Origin of the sequence: Agrobacterium sp. ST15.16.055 (assembly GCF_027956555.1) — a bacterium.
GTDB classification, from domain to species: Bacteria; Pseudomonadota; Alphaproteobacteria; order Rhizobiales; family Rhizobiaceae; genus Agrobacterium; species Agrobacterium salinitolerans.
In genome coordinates, this window is sequence record NZ_JAQKGN010000001.1 from 291,308 (window position 1) to 306,125 (window position 14,818).

12 protein-coding genes and 1 pseudogene are annotated in these 14,818 nt (G+C 60.5%); 12 read left to right on the plus strand and 1 reads right to left on the minus strand.

What is annotated here, in order from left to right:
- Nucleotides 1-11 precede the first annotated feature (11 nt).
- From PL599_RS01425 to PL599_RS01475, 11 genes and pseudogenes are all read left to right on the plus strand, one after another.
- The gene (locus tag PL599_RS01425) at nucleotides 12-1,568 is read left to right on the plus strand and encodes a hydantoinase/oxoprolinase family protein (RefSeq protein WP_269823543.1); all 1,557 of its coding nucleotides are present in this window, start codon (nucleotides 12-14) and stop codon (nucleotides 1,566-1,568) included.
- Nucleotides 1,561-2,694, plus strand: coding sequence for a DUF917 domain-containing protein (locus tag PL599_RS01430; protein ID WP_004438394.1), 1,134 nt, complete (start codon nucleotides 1,561-1,563; stop codon nucleotides 2,692-2,694). Before PL599_RS01425 ends, PL599_RS01430 begins: the two co-directional genes overlap by 8 nt.
- Before the next feature lie 43 nt (nucleotides 2,695-2,737).
- A complete protein-coding gene (locus tag PL599_RS01435; protein ID WP_269823544.1) occupies nucleotides 2,738-4,333 on the plus strand; it encodes an ABC transporter substrate-binding protein in 1,596 nt (531 codons plus the stop codon).
- 117 nt (nucleotides 4,334-4,450) lie between these two features.
- Nucleotides 4,451-5,527 carry a DUF917 domain-containing protein gene (locus tag PL599_RS01440; RefSeq protein WP_137411575.1) on the plus strand — a complete coding sequence of 359 codons (1,077 nt, stop codon included), beginning with the start codon at nucleotides 4,451-4,453 and terminating at the stop codon, nucleotides 5,525-5,527.
- Nucleotides 5,524-7,062 (plus strand): hydantoinase/oxoprolinase family protein, encoded by a 1,539-nt coding sequence (locus PL599_RS01445; protein WP_271358778.1) that lies wholly within the window; start codon nucleotides 5,524-5,526, stop codon nucleotides 7,060-7,062. The genes PL599_RS01440 and PL599_RS01445 overlap by 4 nt, the downstream gene beginning before the upstream one ends.
- Nucleotides 7,063-7,107: 45 nt before the next feature.
- Nucleotides 7,108-8,052: an isoaspartyl peptidase/L-asparaginase family protein gene (locus PL599_RS01450; RefSeq protein ID WP_269823546.1), complete on the plus strand. Its 945-nt coding sequence runs from the start codon at nucleotides 7,108-7,110 to the stop codon at nucleotides 8,050-8,052.
- Nucleotides 8,051-8,428, plus strand: a pseudogene (locus PL599_RS01455) (LysR substrate-binding domain-containing protein); the annotation flags it as partial. The gene PL599_RS01450 and the pseudogene PL599_RS01455, both read left to right, overlap by 2 nt.
- Before the next feature lie 340 nt (nucleotides 8,429-8,768).
- Entirely contained in the window at nucleotides 8,769-9,698 is a 930-nt protein-coding gene (locus PL599_RS01460) for a sugar ABC transporter substrate-binding protein (RefSeq protein ID WP_077985054.1), read from the plus strand.
- Between the two features lie 48 nt (nucleotides 9,699-9,746).
- The gene (locus PL599_RS01465) at nucleotides 9,747-9,935 is read left to right on the plus strand and encodes a hypothetical protein (protein ID WP_077985053.1); all 189 of its coding nucleotides are present in this window, start codon (nucleotides 9,747-9,749) and stop codon (nucleotides 9,933-9,935) included.
- Nucleotide 9,936: 1 nt separating this feature from the next.
- The gene (locus PL599_RS01470; RefSeq protein ID WP_080795719.1) at nucleotides 9,937-11,478 is read left to right on the plus strand and encodes a sugar ABC transporter ATP-binding protein; all 1,542 of its coding nucleotides are present in this window, start codon (nucleotides 9,937-9,939) and stop codon (nucleotides 11,476-11,478) included.
- A 32-nt stretch (nucleotides 11,479-11,510) separates the two neighbouring features.
- The gene (locus PL599_RS01475; protein WP_077985051.1) at nucleotides 11,511-12,542 is read left to right on the plus strand and encodes an ABC transporter permease; all 1,032 of its coding nucleotides are present in this window, start codon (nucleotides 11,511-11,513) and stop codon (nucleotides 12,540-12,542) included.
- Between the two features lie 79 nt (nucleotides 12,543-12,621).
- On the opposite strand, the gene PL599_RS01480 is transcribed toward PL599_RS01475, so the two are convergent.
- Nucleotides 12,622-13,377 (minus strand): gamma-glutamyl-gamma-aminobutyrate hydrolase family protein, encoded by a 756-nt coding sequence (locus tag PL599_RS01480; RefSeq protein WP_137411579.1) that lies wholly within the window; start codon nucleotides 13,375-13,377, stop codon nucleotides 12,622-12,624.
- Between the two features lie 304 nt (nucleotides 13,378-13,681).
- On the opposite strand from PL599_RS01480, the gene PL599_RS01485 reads away from it, so the two are divergent.
- Entirely contained in the window at nucleotides 13,682-14,779 is a 1,098-nt protein-coding gene (locus PL599_RS01485) for a TRAP transporter substrate-binding protein (RefSeq protein ID WP_077985049.1), read from the plus strand.
- Nucleotides 14,780-14,818: the final 39 nt, after the last annotated feature.

Sequence of the window (14,818 nt, forward strand, 5' to 3'; positions counted from 1 at the left end):
AGGAGCCTGACGTGTATCGCGTTGGAATTGACGTCGGCGGCACGAATACCGATGCCGTTGTGTTGCAGGATAAAACCGTTCTGGCGGGGGTAAAAGCCTCCACGACAGAGGATGTGACATCCGGTGTCATCGAAGCCCTTGAAAAGGTCATCGAGGCGTCGGGCATTGACAGGGCGCGCATCGGCGCCGTGATGATCGGCACCACGCATTTCACCAATGCGGTGATCGAGCGCCGGCATATGGACGAGGTGGCCGCCATCCGTCTCGGCCTGCCCTCCGGCGCCGGCCTGCCGCCCATGGTCGACTGGCCGGATGACCTCCGGGAAATCGTCGGCAACCACGGCTATCAGGTGCGCGGCGGTTACGAATTCGACGGCCGCGAAATTTCGCCGCTCGACGAGGACGAAATCGTTCGCATCGCCGCGGATATCCGCGCCAAGGGCCTGAAGGCGGCTGCCGTCACCTGCGTTTTCAGCGGCATCAACGATGCGATGGAGTTGCGGGCGAAAGAAATCCTGCAAGAGCGTTGCCCCGGCCTGCCGGTGGTGATGTCCAAGGATATCGGCCGGCATGGCCTGCTTGCACGGGAAAGTGCTGCAATCATGAATGCCAGCCTGCTGTCGCTGGCCGACCGCACGGTTGCGGCTTTCGGCGTGGCGCTGAAGGCTGCGGGCATTACCTGCCCGTTCTATATCACCCAGAACGACGGCACGCTGATGGCGGCTGATGTGGTGCGCGGTTTCCCAGTGCTCACCTTCGCGTCCGGTCCGACGAACTCCATGCGTGGTGCGGCCTTCCTCACCGGTCTCAAGGATGCCGTGGTCGTGGATGTGGGCGGCACCACCTCCGACGTCGGCTCGCTGTCCCACGGTTTCCCGCGTCAGGCCTCGACCACGGTGGATATTGGCGGCGTGCGCACCAATTTCCGTATGCCCGACGTTTTCTCCATCGGTCTCGGCGGCGGTTCGCTCGTGGTCAATGGCGATCACGGCCTGACCGTCGGGCCGAAATCCGTCGGTTATCGCGTCCGTCGCGAGGCGCTCTGCTTCGGTGGCTCGACGCTGACAGCGACCGATATCGCGGTTGCCTCCGGCAAGGCGGACGTTGGGGAGAAAAAGCTGGTCTCCAGCCTCGACAAAAAACTGGTGGATGCGGCGGTCGACAAGATCAACGACATGCTTGAGGCCTGCGTGGAGCGCAGCCGCATCTCATCGTCGCCGGTGCCGGTGATCGCCGTCGGCGGCGGTTCTATCCTGATGCCGGATCGCATCGGTGATCTTGAGGTCATCCGGCCCGAGAATTTCGCAGTGGCGAATGCTGTCGGTGCGGCGATTGCGCAGATCAGCGGCGAGACCGACCGGGTCTTTTCTCTGGTGGACGGGCGCACGCGCGAGAGCGCGCTGGCAGAGGCAGAAGCGGAGGCCCGGGAAAAGGCGATTGCCGCTGGTGCGATTGCCGAAACGCTTGAGGTCATCGAGCGCGAAGATATGCCGCTTGCCTACCTGCCCGGCAATGCCACCCGCATTCATGTGAAAGTTGTTGGAGAAATGGGAGCCAATCATGGCTGAGACGCGCAAGCTGAAATATGACGAAGCGGCATTGCGGACGCTGACCCGTGAAGATCTCGACGCGCTGGAAATCGGTGCCGGCATTCTCGGCACGGGCGGCGGCGGCAATCCTTATCTCGGCAAGTTGCTGGCGCTGGAAGCCATGAAAGCCGGGTACGAAATGAAGATCCTCGCGACCGACGCAATCGAGCCGGACGCGCTGTGCATGTCCATCGGCGGCATCGGCGCACCTGTTGTCGGAGTAGAGCGCATTCGTGAAGGCCGCGAAGGCCTGCGCTGCCTGCGCGCGATGGAAGAGCTGATCCGCACGCCGGTAGACGCCATCGTCTGCGAGGAAATCGGTGGCTCCAACTCCATGAACCCGCTGGTAACGGCGGCGCTGGGTGGCCTGCCAATCCTCGATTGCGACGGCATGGGCCGGGCATTCCCGGAAATGCAGATGACCACCTTCTCCATTTACGGTCATAGTTCCACGCCATCGGTGATGTGCGATCTGCACGGCAATGCCGTCATCTTCAGCCATGCCGTTTCCGAGGTCTGGCACGAGCGCATGGCGCGCGCCTGCGTCGTCTCGCAGGGTGGCGGCGCGATGCTGGCGACCGCACCGATGCAGGCGCATTATGTGCACCAGTACGGCATTCCGAAAACCTACACCAAGGCGATTGCCATCGGCGAGGCCGTGATCCGTGCCCGCAAGCAGCAGGAAGACCCGATTGCCGCGGTCTGCGCGCTCGAAGGCGGGCGGCGCATCTTCAACGGCAAGATCACCGATCTGAAGCGCCATCTGCGCGGTGGTTTCGCGGTCGGCGATCTCACGCTGTCCGGCTTCGACGATTGCGCCGGCCAGACGGCGGGCGTCGCCATCCAGAACGAATTTCTGCTGTTTTCCCGCGATGGCAAGGTGGAAGTGACGGTCCCCGACCTGATTGTCCTGCTCGATGTCGACACGGGTTATCCGATCACTACCGAAGTGCTGCGCTACGGCCAGCGTGTGGCCGTCATCGCCATCCCCTGCCACGACCTGCTGCGCAGCGCCCGTGCGCTCGAAGTCGTCGGGCCAGCGGCCTTCGGTTACCCCGACATTCCTTTCTCACCGCTGCCCGTTCCGGTCAGCAAGGCTGCCTAACCATAAGCGGGGCCAATGACCCGCAATAAAGAGGAGAACGATAATGAAAATGCCTGTAGTTTCTTCCCGTCTCGCCGCGCTGGCACTCGGCACGGCGCTTACGTTGCCGCTTATCTCTTCCGCATCCTTTGCGGAAGACAAGGTGTCGGTGGCGGTCAACACCATGCAGATATTCAGCTCGCTCGACCCGGCGAAGGTGACCGATTACACCGGCTACATGGCCATCGTGAACATGTATGACGGTCTGACCACGGTGAACGCCAAAGGCGAAATCGTGCCGCATCTGGCGAAATCCTGGGAGATTTCCGAGGACGGCCTGACTTACACCTTCCACCTGCGCGACGATGCGAAATTCCAGGATGGCACGGCGGTAAAGGCTGCCGATCTTGCCTGGTCGATCCAGCGTCTGCTCGGTATCAACAAGGGGCCGTCGAACCTCATCGTCGGCGTGCTGAAGCCCGAAAACGTCACCGCGCCTGACGATGCCACGCTGGTCATGAAGATCGAGCGCCAGTTCTCGCCCTTCATGGCGGCGACGCCGTTGATGATGGCGATGAACAAGACGCTGATCGAGGCCAATGCCAAGCCCGAAGACAAATGGGGTGAGGCCTATGTCGGCGAACATTCCGCCGGTTCCGGCCCCTACAAGCTGGTCAGCTACAATCGCTCCGCCGATATGGTCATCGCCCGCAATGCCGATTATTTCCTCGGCTGGACCAAGGGCAAGCCGATCGATGAAGTGCGCTTCGTGCAGACCAGCGACGACGCGACCGTCAAGGCACTGGCGGAAAAGGGCGAACTCGGCCTGTCCTCACACGGGCTTGGCAACGACACCTATGAATCCATCGGCCGCATGAAGGGTTACAAGCTGATCCAGACCCGCACCGCCGGCGGTTTCGTCATCAAGCTCAACACCAAGGTCTATCCGACCGACGACGTTCATGTGCGCCGCGCCATCGCCTATGCGACCGACTACAAGACGATCCAGGAAGTGATCTATCCGGGCTTCGATATGACGGGTCCGCTTTCCGACGCGTTCAAGGACGCGCATAATGGCGATATCCAGCCGGGCGTTTACGATCTGGAAAAAGCCAAGGAAGAGCTGGCGAAGTCGAAATATGCCGGCCAGAAGATCACGCTCGTCAACAGCTACGTCGCGTCGCTCGCCTTTGAGGCCGAAGTGGCGCTGCTTCTGCAATCCAGCCTCGAGCAGATCGGCATCACGCTTGATATCAAGCCGGAGCCGTGGAACCGCATCGTCGAGCTTTCTTCCAAGCCGGAAACGACGCCGGCATCGACGCAGGTGAATATTTCGCCGACCTATCCGTCGCCGGATGCGATGTTCTACAACCAGTATCACTCCAAGGCATCCGGCACCTGGATGTCGATGGAATGGTTGCAGAATGCGGAAATCGACGGGCTGATCGACAAGGTTCGCGCCACCACCGATGTCAACGAGCAGAACGCCACCTACAAGGAACTGCAGACGAAGATCGTTGATCTTCAGCCTGACGTCTGGGCCGTTGCGCCGAACCGCCGTTATGCGGCGAACAAGTGCCTTCAGGGTTACGAGTTCATTCCCATGCAGAGCTGGGACCTGAACTTCTCCAACTTCCATTGGGACTGCAAGGCGGAGTGATCTTCGTCTCATGAAAACCGGCCCCGCCCAGACGGCGGGGTTGGCCAGACTTGGAACTTCAAAGGGAAGGAGCATCGCCTGCGGCCGGAAAGGCTACGGCATGCCCGAGGATGACGCATGATCCAGGAATTTTCCGAAGACGATATCGAACCTCTCGCCACCGGCGCCTGGATTCTGGGGACGGGGGGCGGCGGTAACCCCTATCTCTCGACGCTCAATCTGCGGCGTCTCTATGCCGAGGGGCGGCGGGTAAAGGTCATGGACCCCATGGCGCTCGCCGACGATGATATGGTCGCCGTCGTCTCCAAGATGGGTGCGCCGCTTGTCGGTCAGGAAAGACTGGGGGACCCCGTGCATCTCGCCCGTGCGGTCGAGGTGATGGAGGATTATCTCGGCAAGCCGTTCCGGGCGATCATGAGCGTGGAGATCGGCGGTTCCAATGCTCTGTCGTCCTTCCTCGCCGCCGCCGTGCTCGACCGGCCGGTCGTTAATGCCGATGCCATGGGACGGGCCTATCCGGAAGCGCAGATGACATCCTTCGCCATCGGCAACCTGCCGATGTTTCCGCTGTCGCTGGTCGATGTGCGCGACAATGAGGTGATCGTGACGCGCGCGGCTTCGTGGAAATGGATGGAGCGCATCTCGCGCAAGGTCTGCACGGAGGTCGGCTCAACCGCCGCCACCTGCAAGGCGCCGCGCACCGGCAAGGAAGTGAAGGAATGGGGCATTCATTACACCGTCACCCAGGCGACAAAACTTGGACGCGCGGTGATGGAGGCGCGTGCGCGTCATGACGATCCGGTTCAGGCGGTTCTCGACCATGAGGGCGGCAAGCAACTGTTCCGCGGCAAGGTTGTTGATGTGGCCCGTGAGACCACCGGTGGTTTCCTGCGCGGCAGCACGACCATTGAAGGCGTCGATGCCGACCGGGGTTCGCGCATGGAGCTGGCCTTCCAGAACGAATGGGCGGTCGCCTTCCGCGATGGCCAACCAGTCGCCATGACGCCGGACCTGCTTTGCCTTCTCGATACGGTTTCCGGTGGCGCCATCGGTACGGAATCGGTGCGTTACGGTCAGCGTGTCACGGTTGTCGCCCTGCCTGCGCCGGAACTTTTGACGACACCTGCCGGCATCGCCGCCGTCGGTCCGCGCGCCTTTGGTTATGACATTGATTTCAGATCGGTATTCCCATGAAACGCATCGGTATTGACGTTGGCGGCACCAATACGGATGCCGTTCTGATCGATGGCGACACCATCGTCGCTTCCATCAAGGTTCCGACCACGCAGGATGTCCTGTCCGGCGTAAAGTCGGCGCTCGCTCATGTGGCGGGCCACGTAGGCGCGGCGGACCGGCCGATTGATGCGGTGATGATCGGCACCACCCATTTCACCAATGCGGTGGTGGAGCGCGCCCGACTGGAGCGGGTTGCGGCCATCCGCATCGCGTTGCCCACCGGTTCCTCGCTTCCGCCCATGTGCGACTGGCCTGGGGATCTGCGCGATGCCGTCGATCCGCTGATCTTTATGGTCCATGGCGGCCATGAATATGACGGCAGTCCGCTGGTGCCCATGGTTCCCGATGAAATCCGCGAAGCGGCGATGAAAATTCGCGATGCGGGCGTCACCTCCATCGCCATTTCGGCAACTTTCTCGCCGTTGACGACGGAGTGCGAGGTGCGGGCTGCGGAAATTGTCCGTTCAGTCATTCCCGATGCACGCATCACGCTTTCCCATACGCTTGGCCGTATCGGGCTTCTGGAGCGGGAGAATGTCGCCCTGCTGAACGCAGCGCTGCAAACGCTCGGCACGACCACAGTTCAGGCATTTTCGGATGCGCTGCGCGAAGCCGGTGTGAAGGCGCCGTTTTATCTGACCCAGAATGACGGCACCGTGGCGCTCGCGGATGTCGCGGCTGCGAACCCCGTGCACAGCTTCGCTTCCGGCCCGACCAATTCGATGCGCGGTGCGGCCTTCCTCACCGGGCTTTCCGATGCCATGGTGGTGGATGTTGGCGGCACCACCTCCGATATCGGCTGCCTTGTCGGCGGTTTTCCACGGGAGGCGAACAATATCGTTCATATCGGTGGGGTGCGCACGCTCTTCCGTATGCCCGATCTTCTGCCGATTGCGCTCGGCGGCGGTACTATCGTCGACCCAGAGACGGGCAAGATCGGTCCGCGCTCGGTCGGTTATCGCATCCTGACGCAAGCCCGCGTTTTCGGCGGTGAGACGCTGACGACATCGGATATCGCCGTTGCCGCCGGCCTGATCGAGATGGGTGACCGCGACCGTGTGAAAGGCCTCGATCCGGCTTTCGTGCAGGCCACACTTCAACGCATCCGTGACATGGTGGCGGACAGCTTCGACCAGATGAAGACCTCGGCCGAGGATGTGCCGCTCATTGCCGTCGGCGGCGGGGCGTTCCTTATCCCAGAGCGGGTTCCTGGAGCGTCGGAAGTGCTGCGCGTGGAAAATGCCGGCGTTGCCAATGCGCTGGGCGCAGCCATGGCGCAGGTTTCCGGAGAGATCGATCAGGTCTTTTCCGGCCTGAGCCGCGATGAGGCCCTTGCGAAAGCCGAGACCGAGGCGCAGAACGCGGCGGTCGCGTCCGGCGCGGAGCGGGCAAGCCTCAAGACGCTTGAGGTGGAGGACATCCCGATCGCCTATCTGCCTGGCTGCGCTCGCAGGGTGCGCGTGCGGGTCATCGGCGATATCGCCTTTCATTGACGGGAAGAGGCCCTGCCGCTGGCGGGGCGACGAGGGAGTGAGCATATGACGAAAGTCGCACTGGCCATTCACGGTGGTTGCGGCGTGATGCCGGAAGACAGCATGACGGCCGGGGAGTGGGCTGCCGCGCGCGACGATCTGGCAGCGGCGCTACGCGCCGGTTATGGCGTGCTGAAGGCTGGCGGAACCGCGCTTGAAGCGGTTGAGGCGGCGGTCGTCGTCATGGAGGACAGTCCGCATTTCAATGCCGGTCACGGGGCGGCGCTCAACGAAAACGGCATTCATGAACTCGATGCCTCGATCATGGACGGCGCGACGCTGGCGGCGGGCGCGATCAGCGCCTCCCGCGCCATTCGCAACCCGGTAAAGGCGGCCCGCGCGCTGATGGCGGATGAGCGTGCCGTCTATCTGACGGGGGAGGCGGCCGACTGCTTCGCAAAGGAAAAGGGGCTCGCCACCGAGCCTCAATCCTATTTCACCACGCAAAAACGCCTTGAGGCACTGGCAGCGATGAAGCGCCATGCCTCCGCCGGTACCGAAGCGAAGGAAAACGAAAAGCACGGAACCGTCGGGGCTGTGGCGCTCGATGCGGCGGGGCATCTCGCCGCCGCCACCTCCACCGGCGGTTACACCAACAAGCCGGAGGGGCGGGTTGGCGACAGCCCGGTGATCGGGGCCGGCACCTATGCGCGTGATGAGGCCTGCGCCGTTTCCGGCACCGGCAAGGGCGAGTTTTTCATCCGTTATGTCGTCGGCCACGAGATTGCGTCCCGCGTCGCCTATCTCGGGCAGGATCTGGAAACCGCCGCCGGCAATCTCGTCCACAAGGATCTGGCGCCTTATAAGATCGGTGCCGGTCTCGTTGCGATCGATGCCGAAGGTGGCATTGCCGCGCCTTACAATACCCCCGGCATGTTCCGCGGCTGGGTGACGCCATCAGGAGAGGCATGCGTGGCCACCCACGACACGGTTTATGAGGTGGAACTGTAACCGGCTAACGGGCCACGCCGAGGATCTGCGCAATGGCGCGGCTGGCCCGAAAATCGTCCGCATCGGCCTGCCGAGCAGCATGTGGGAGAATTTCGCGCCCGCCATGCTGATCAATTATGTCAGGGTTTTTTCCGGCGTTCGGATAGAGACTTTTTTGAAACGACGACCGCCATCAACAAGTTCGTCGGCGAACGGGTGATCGATCTCGGTTTCCTGCGGATGGAAGGCGAGATCGGTCCGGGCATCGATGTCGAGCGTCTCGCGCCCGGCAAAAGCGTCTGTGTGGTCCGGGAGGATCATCCCCTGGCCGCGCTTGACGAAATCACCGTCACGGACCTGTGCAAACATTCCGCTCATTCTGATCGGCGGGCAGCGATCCCCTCTTCGATCCGCGTGTGGTTGCCGAATGAAAAAGTTCACACTTAACGGGCAGGTCGGCGGCTTTTTCACCGCCCACCTGCTCACCACCGCCGTGACCGGCCTGTTCTGGACGCCTTGTGATCCTATGAAGCTGGGCTTTGCCTCGCTTTTGCATCGCTCTGTAACAAGGTCACGAAGAAAGCATTGACGTTCAGGCCAAAAATGGAATAAATATATCGGGCAGGCAGAAATTCGGTTTCATTATTCCGTTTTCTGATGTGAGGAGGTTGCGGCGGGCTTTAAGGTCCGCCTCCGGCTGGGAGAGGTGGCGCCGGACGCCATGGAGGAGAAAAACAATGAGGAAATTTATCATCGGCGCAGCCATGTCTGTGCTTCTCGGCACAGCGGCCCACGCGGAGACCATCGGTGTCTCGATGGCGCTGTTCGACGACAACTTCCTGACCGTGCTGCGCAACGGCATGCAGGATTATTCCAAGGAACTGAATGGCGTCTCGCTGCAGGTCGAGGACGCGCAGAACGACGTCGCCAAGCAGCAGAGCCAGATCCAGAATTTCATCGCGTCCAAGGTCGATGCGATTATCGTCAATCCGGTTGATACGGATGCGACAGCGGCCATGTCGAAGCTCGCCGCCGACGCCAAGATTCCGCTGGTTTACGTCAACCGCCAGCCGGTGAACGTCGATAGCCTGCCGGACGGCCAGGCATTCGTTGCCTCCGACGAAACGGTTGCCGGCACGCTTGAAGCGAAAGAAGTTTGCCGCCTTCTCGGTGGCAAGGGCAATGCGGTCATCATGATGGGCGAGCTTTCCAACCAGGCGGCGCGCATGCGCACGCAGTCTGCGAAAGACGTCCTGATGACTGACGAATGCAAGGGCATTTCGGTTGTTGAAGAGCAGACCGCAAACTGGCAGCGTACGCAGGGTTCCGACCTCGTGACCAACTGGCTCTCCAGCGGCATCGAATTTAACGCCGTCATCGCCAACAACGATGAAATGGCGATTGGCGCGATCCAGGCCCTGAAGGCCGCAGGCAAGGATATGAAGAGCTATGTCGTTGCCGGTGTTGACGCCACGCAGGACGCCCTTGCCGCCATGCAGGCGGGCGATCTGGATGTGACGGTGTTCCAGGATGCGGCAGGCCAGGGCAAGGGTGCGCTCGATGCTGCGTTGAAGCTCGCCAAGGGCGACAAGGTGGAGAAGAAGGTCTACATCCCGTTCCAGCTCGTCACGCCTGAAAACGTCAAGGACTACGTGGCCAAGAACTAACGGCCGCCTTCCGGCATCTGCGCCCGTTCAGATTGATATTGGAGGCAGATGCCGGTTTCCGACGCCATCGAAGACAAGTTTCGGTGCGTGAGCGGATTACGATTGAATTTCAGTCAATTCAAAGTGTTGCAGCGCTTTCATGTCGTGGTCGGCATGGCGCTGCAAGCCTCCCCGGAGGCAAGGTGTGCCGTCTGGCAAAGCCTGTTTCCGGTCATTTTTGTCTATTGTGGAGGGTGAGATGGTCGTCAGTCCATCGACAATGGCCGCCGTGCGCGCCAGCGGGGCCGTGCCGAATGCGGAGTATCTTCTCGCGGCGGAAGGCATACGCAAGGAATTTCCCGGCGTCGTGGCGCTCGATGATGTGCAGTTCAAGCTGAAGCGCGGCACCGTGCATGCGCTGATGGGCGAGAATGGCGCCGGAAAATCGACGCTGATGAAAATCCTGGCTGGCATTTATCAGCCGGACAGTGGCGAAATTCGCCTGAAAGGCGCCGGCATACGTCTCGATTCTCCGCTCGATGCGCTGGAAAACGGCATTGCCATGATCCATCAGGAACTGAACCTAATGGCCTATATGACGGTGGCGGAAAACATCTGGATACGACGCGAGCCAAAAAACCGGCTGGGCTTCATCGATCACGGCGAAATGTATCGTCGAACCGAAACGCTGCTTCAAAGGCTCGGCATCGATCTCGACCCGGAGACCCGCGTTGGCGAGCTTTCGGTGGCAAGTCGCCAGATGGTCGAGATCGCCAAGGCTGTTTCGTATGATTCCGATGTTCTCATCATGGACGAGCCGACATCGGCGCTGACGGAGCGCGAGGTCGAGCATCTCTTCCGCATCATCCGCGATCTCCGGGAACGCGGCATCGGTATCGTCTACATCACCCACAAGATGAACGAACTGTTCGAGATCGCCGATGAGTTTTCGGTTTTCCGCGACGGCAAATATATCGGCACCCATGCCTCGACCGAAGTCACGCGCGACGACATCATCCGCATGATGGTGGGTCGCGAAATCACCCAGATGTTCCCTAAGGAAGAGGTTCCGATCGGTGACGTTGTGCTTTCGGTCAAGAATCTCACGCTCGACGGCGTTTTCCATGACATTTCCTTCGAGGTGCGCGCCGGTGAAATTCTCGGCGTCGCCGGTCTCGTCGGATCTGGCCGCTCCAATGTTGCGGAAACGGTGTTCGGTGTAACGCCCGCGTCCAAGGGCACGATTGCAATCGACGGCAAGCCGGTTTCGATCGACAGCCCGACGAAGGCTATCAGTCACCGCATGGCGTTCCTGACGGAGGATCGCAAGGATACGGGATGCCTGCTGATCCTGAACATTCTGGAGAACATGCAGATCGCCGTCCTGCAGGACAAATATGTCGCCAATGGTTTCGTGCAGGAAAACGCGCTTTCGGAAGCCTGCGAGGACATGTGCCGCAAGCTCCGGGTCAAGACGCCGCATCTTTACGAGCGTATCGAAAACCTGTCTGGCGGCAACCAGCAAAAGGTGTTGATCGGCCGATGGATGCTGACCAAACCGCGCATTCTCATTCTGGATGAGCCGACGCGCGGCATCGATGTCGGGGCGAAGGCCGAAATCCACAAGCTGGTTTGCGAGATGGCGCGCCAGGGCGTCGCCGTGATCATGATTTCATCCGAAATGCCGGAGGTTCTGGGTATGAGCGACCGCGTCATGGTCATGCATGAAGGCCGGGTGACGGGCTTTCTTGATAGAAGTGAAGCCACGCAGGTTAAAGTGATGGATCTCGCATCGCGGTGAGGCGCGCCGGGATTTCTCGAGGAGGAATAACTATGAATACGAACGCCGCCGCCAACACAGAGTTGGACGCAAAATCCGGACGCAAGCCGCACCGGCGCATCCCGCCCGAAGCCAATATCTTTTTCGTGCTGATCGGCATCGCGCTGGTCTATGAAATTCTTGGCTGGATTTTCATCGGCCAGAGCTTCCTCATGAATCAGCAACGCCTGACGATCATGATCCTGCAGGTCTCGGTGATCGGCATCATCGCGGTTGGCGTGACCCAGGTCATCATCACCGGCGGTATCGATCTCTCTTCCGGTTCCGTCGTCGGCCTGACGGCGATGCTCTCCGCCAGCGTGGCGCAATCCTCAACATGGCCGCGGGCGCTTTATCCGGGCTTGACCGATCTGCCTTTCTTCATACCGCTCGCGGTCGGCATATTGGCCGGTACACTGGCGGGTTTCATCAACGGACAGCTCATCGCCCGCACCAAAATCCCGCCTTTCATCGCAACGCTTGGCATGATGGTGACGGCGCGTGGTCTTTCCAAGTGGTATACGAAGGGCCAACCGATCTCCGGTCTGACTGATGGTTTCAATTTCATCGGCACGGGCATCTGGCCGGTCGTGGTGTTCCTCGTTGTCGCCCTCATCTTCCACGTGGCGCTACGTTACACCCGTTACGGCAAATTCACTTACGCTATCGGCGCCAATCAGCAGGCGGCCCGCGTGTCTGGTATCAATATCGAAGCGCATCTGATCAAGGTCTATGCCATTGCTGGCATGCTCGCCGGTCTTGCCGGTGTTGTCACCGCCGCCCGCGCACAGACGGCGCAGGCCGGCATGGGCGTGATGTATGAACTCGACGCCATTGCCGCAGCCGTCATCGGTGGCACATCGCTCGCCGGCGGCGCCGGCCGGATCACCGGAACGGTGATCGGCACCATCATCCTCGGCGTCATGACGTCAGGCTTCACCTTCCTTCGGGTGGACGCCTATTACCAGGAAATCGTCAAGGGCCTGATCATCGTGGCTGCGGTCGTTGCCGACGTCTACCGACAGAAGAAACGCGCAAAGCGCTAAATCCTCCTCCCAGACTTGGGGCAGGCCTTCGGGCTTGCCCTTTTTTATGTTCTTATGAGCCGGGGGGATTAATGGCGGACTATGCCTTGCTGTTGCGATAGTCGTGGACCGCCTTGCCGAAGGCCTCGAACAGCGCCCGGGATGGCGCATCCGTCTCAGCCCAATATTCCGGATGCCATTGCACGCCGACGGCAAATCCGTTGGCGTCGATGACGGAGACGGCCTCGATGGTGCCGTCCGCGGCTGTCGCCTCCACCTGCAGGCGTGGCGCGGTCTCGGCGATTGCCTGCCGGTGCAGCGAATTGATCTGGATTTCGCCCGACATGCCAAGATGCTGCGCAATGCAGGAGCCTTCGCGCACATGCACCGGCTGGCGGATGGCGAAGGCCACGTCGCGGTCGTCATGTTCCGGCTTGCGGTGATCCCATATGCCGGGCTGTTCCTGAATTTCGGAAGCGAGCGTACCGCCAAGCGCGACGTTCAGCTCCTGAATGCCGCGGCAGATGGCCAGCATCGGGATGCCGCGTTCGATGGCGCGGCGGATGAGCGGCAGGCTGGTTGCGTCGCGGGCCTGATCGAAGGGGCCGTCGCTCTCCTGCGCTTCTTTTCCGTAAAGGGAAGGGTGGACATTGGTGGCGGAGCCGGACACGAGCAGGCCGTCCACCCTGTCGAGAATGGCGTCGACCTCGTTCCCGTCCTCGAAGGCCGGGACGATGAAGGACATGACGCCAGCGACTTTCAGTGCAGCGGAAACATACTGGTTCTGCGCGGCGTGCCAGTCGGCTCCGGTGAAATGCCGGATGTCTGCGGGAACGGCGATAATGGGTTTTGGCATGGTGGCTCCGGGACGAATCTTCGAAATTTGTGCGACTGCCGGCGGGTCAAGTCAAGCATACGTTTTGCGTTCCGGAGGGTCTTTATGCGCCTAAAGTATAAGGCGATGCCGGGATATTTCAGTTGAAAATAAAATGCGAAGAAAAGTTCCCGAAGAATTCCGGAAAGGCCGGTATTTCTGCGATTAATTCTTGGTGCGGGTGCTTGTCAGCCGGGTCGTAACCGTGCTTACTTTGCTGCGATGCCTGAACAGCACCGAGGGGAATTCAAAGCTGCGGGCAGCGTTCATATCTGGGAGGATATAGATGGATCGCCGTTCCTTTATCAAAAAGGGCGCGCTTGCGGGAGCTGCAACGGCAGCTCTGGCTGCGCCCGCCATTGCACAGCAGAATACCAAGATCACCTGGCGCCTGACGTCGTCGTTTCCGAAATCGCTGGACACGATCTATGGTGGTGCGGAAGATATTGCCAAGCATGTTGCAGCCGCAACCGACGGTAATTTCACCATTCAAACCTTCGCCGCCGGCGAAATCGTGCCCGGCCTGCAGGCGGCCGATGCGGTGTCTTCCGGCACGGTGGAAATGTGCCACACCTGCTCATATTATTACGTCGGCAAGGATCCGACCTTCGCCATCGGCACGGCGATACCTTTCGGCCTCAATGCCCGCCTGACCAATTCATGGTTCTATGAAGGCAACGGCAACAAGCTGCTCAACGAGTTTTACGCCAAGCACAATCTCTATGGCATGATTGCGGGCAATACCGGCGCCCAGATGGGCGGCTGGTTCCGCAAGGAAATCAACACCGTCGACGATTTCAAGGGCGTGAAGATGCGCATTGCCGGTCTCGCCGGCAAGGTGGTGGAAAAGCTGGGCGTGGTGCCGCAGCAGATCGCCGGCGGCGACATTTATCCAGCACTGGAAAAAGGCACCATCGACGCGGCGGAATGGGTCGGACCTTATGACGACCACAAGCTCGGTTTCTACAAGGTGGCCAAATATTATTATTACCCGGCCTTCTGGGAAGGCGGTCCGGTCATCCATTCCTTCGTCAATCTGGAAAAATGGAACAACCTGCCGAAGAATTATCAGGCTGCGTTGCAGGATGCCTGCGCTTTCGCCAACACCAGCATGATGGCGAAATACGACGCCAAGAACCCGACCGCCGTGCGACAGCTGGTGGCCGAGGGAGCTGTGCTGCGGCCGTTCAGCCAGGAAATTCTTGAGGCCTGCTACAAGGCGGCGCTGGAAGTTTATGCTGGCATCTCGGCTACCAACCCTGATTTCAAGAAGATTTATGAGGATCAGGTGGCCTTCAAGCGCGAGGGTTATCTCTGGATGCAGCTTGCGGAATATACATTTGACACGTTCATGATGATTCAGCAGCGCAACGGAAAGCTGTGATCTTTCGGTAAAAGGCGGACCGGGCAAAAAGCCCCGGAG

Coding starts and splice junctions, on each gene's coding strand:
- PL599_RS01430 (WP_004438394.1), top strand. CDS start 1,561: ATGGCTGAGACGCGCAAGCTGAAATATGACGAAGCGGCATTGCGGACG.
- PL599_RS01435 (WP_269823544.1), top strand. CDS start 2,738: ATGAAAATGCCTGTAGTTTCTTCCCGTCTCGCCGCGCTGGCACTCGGC.
- PL599_RS01440 (WP_137411575.1), top strand. CDS start 4,451: ATGATCCAGGAATTTTCCGAAGACGATATCGAACCTCTCGCCACCGGC.
- PL599_RS01445 (WP_271358778.1), top strand. CDS start 5,524: ATGAAACGCATCGGTATTGACGTTGGCGGCACCAATACGGATGCCGTT.
- PL599_RS01450 (WP_269823546.1), top strand. CDS start 7,108: ATGACGAAAGTCGCACTGGCCATTCACGGTGGTTGCGGCGTGATGCCG.
- PL599_RS01460 (WP_077985054.1), top strand. CDS start 8,769: ATGAGGAAATTTATCATCGGCGCAGCCATGTCTGTGCTTCTCGGCACA.
- PL599_RS01465 (WP_077985053.1), top strand. CDS start 9,747: ATGCCGGTTTCCGACGCCATCGAAGACAAGTTTCGGTGCGTGAGCGGA.
- PL599_RS01470 (WP_080795719.1), top strand. CDS start 9,937: ATGGTCGTCAGTCCATCGACAATGGCCGCCGTGCGCGCCAGCGGGGCC.
- PL599_RS01475 (WP_077985051.1), top strand. CDS start 11,511: ATGAATACGAACGCCGCCGCCAACACAGAGTTGGACGCAAAATCCGGA.
- PL599_RS01480 (WP_137411579.1), bottom strand. CDS start 13,377: ATGCCAAAACCCATTATCGCCGTTCCCGCAGACATCCGGCATTTCACC.
- PL599_RS01485 (WP_077985049.1), top strand. CDS start 13,682: ATGGATCGCCGTTCCTTTATCAAAAAGGGCGCGCTTGCGGGAGCTGCA.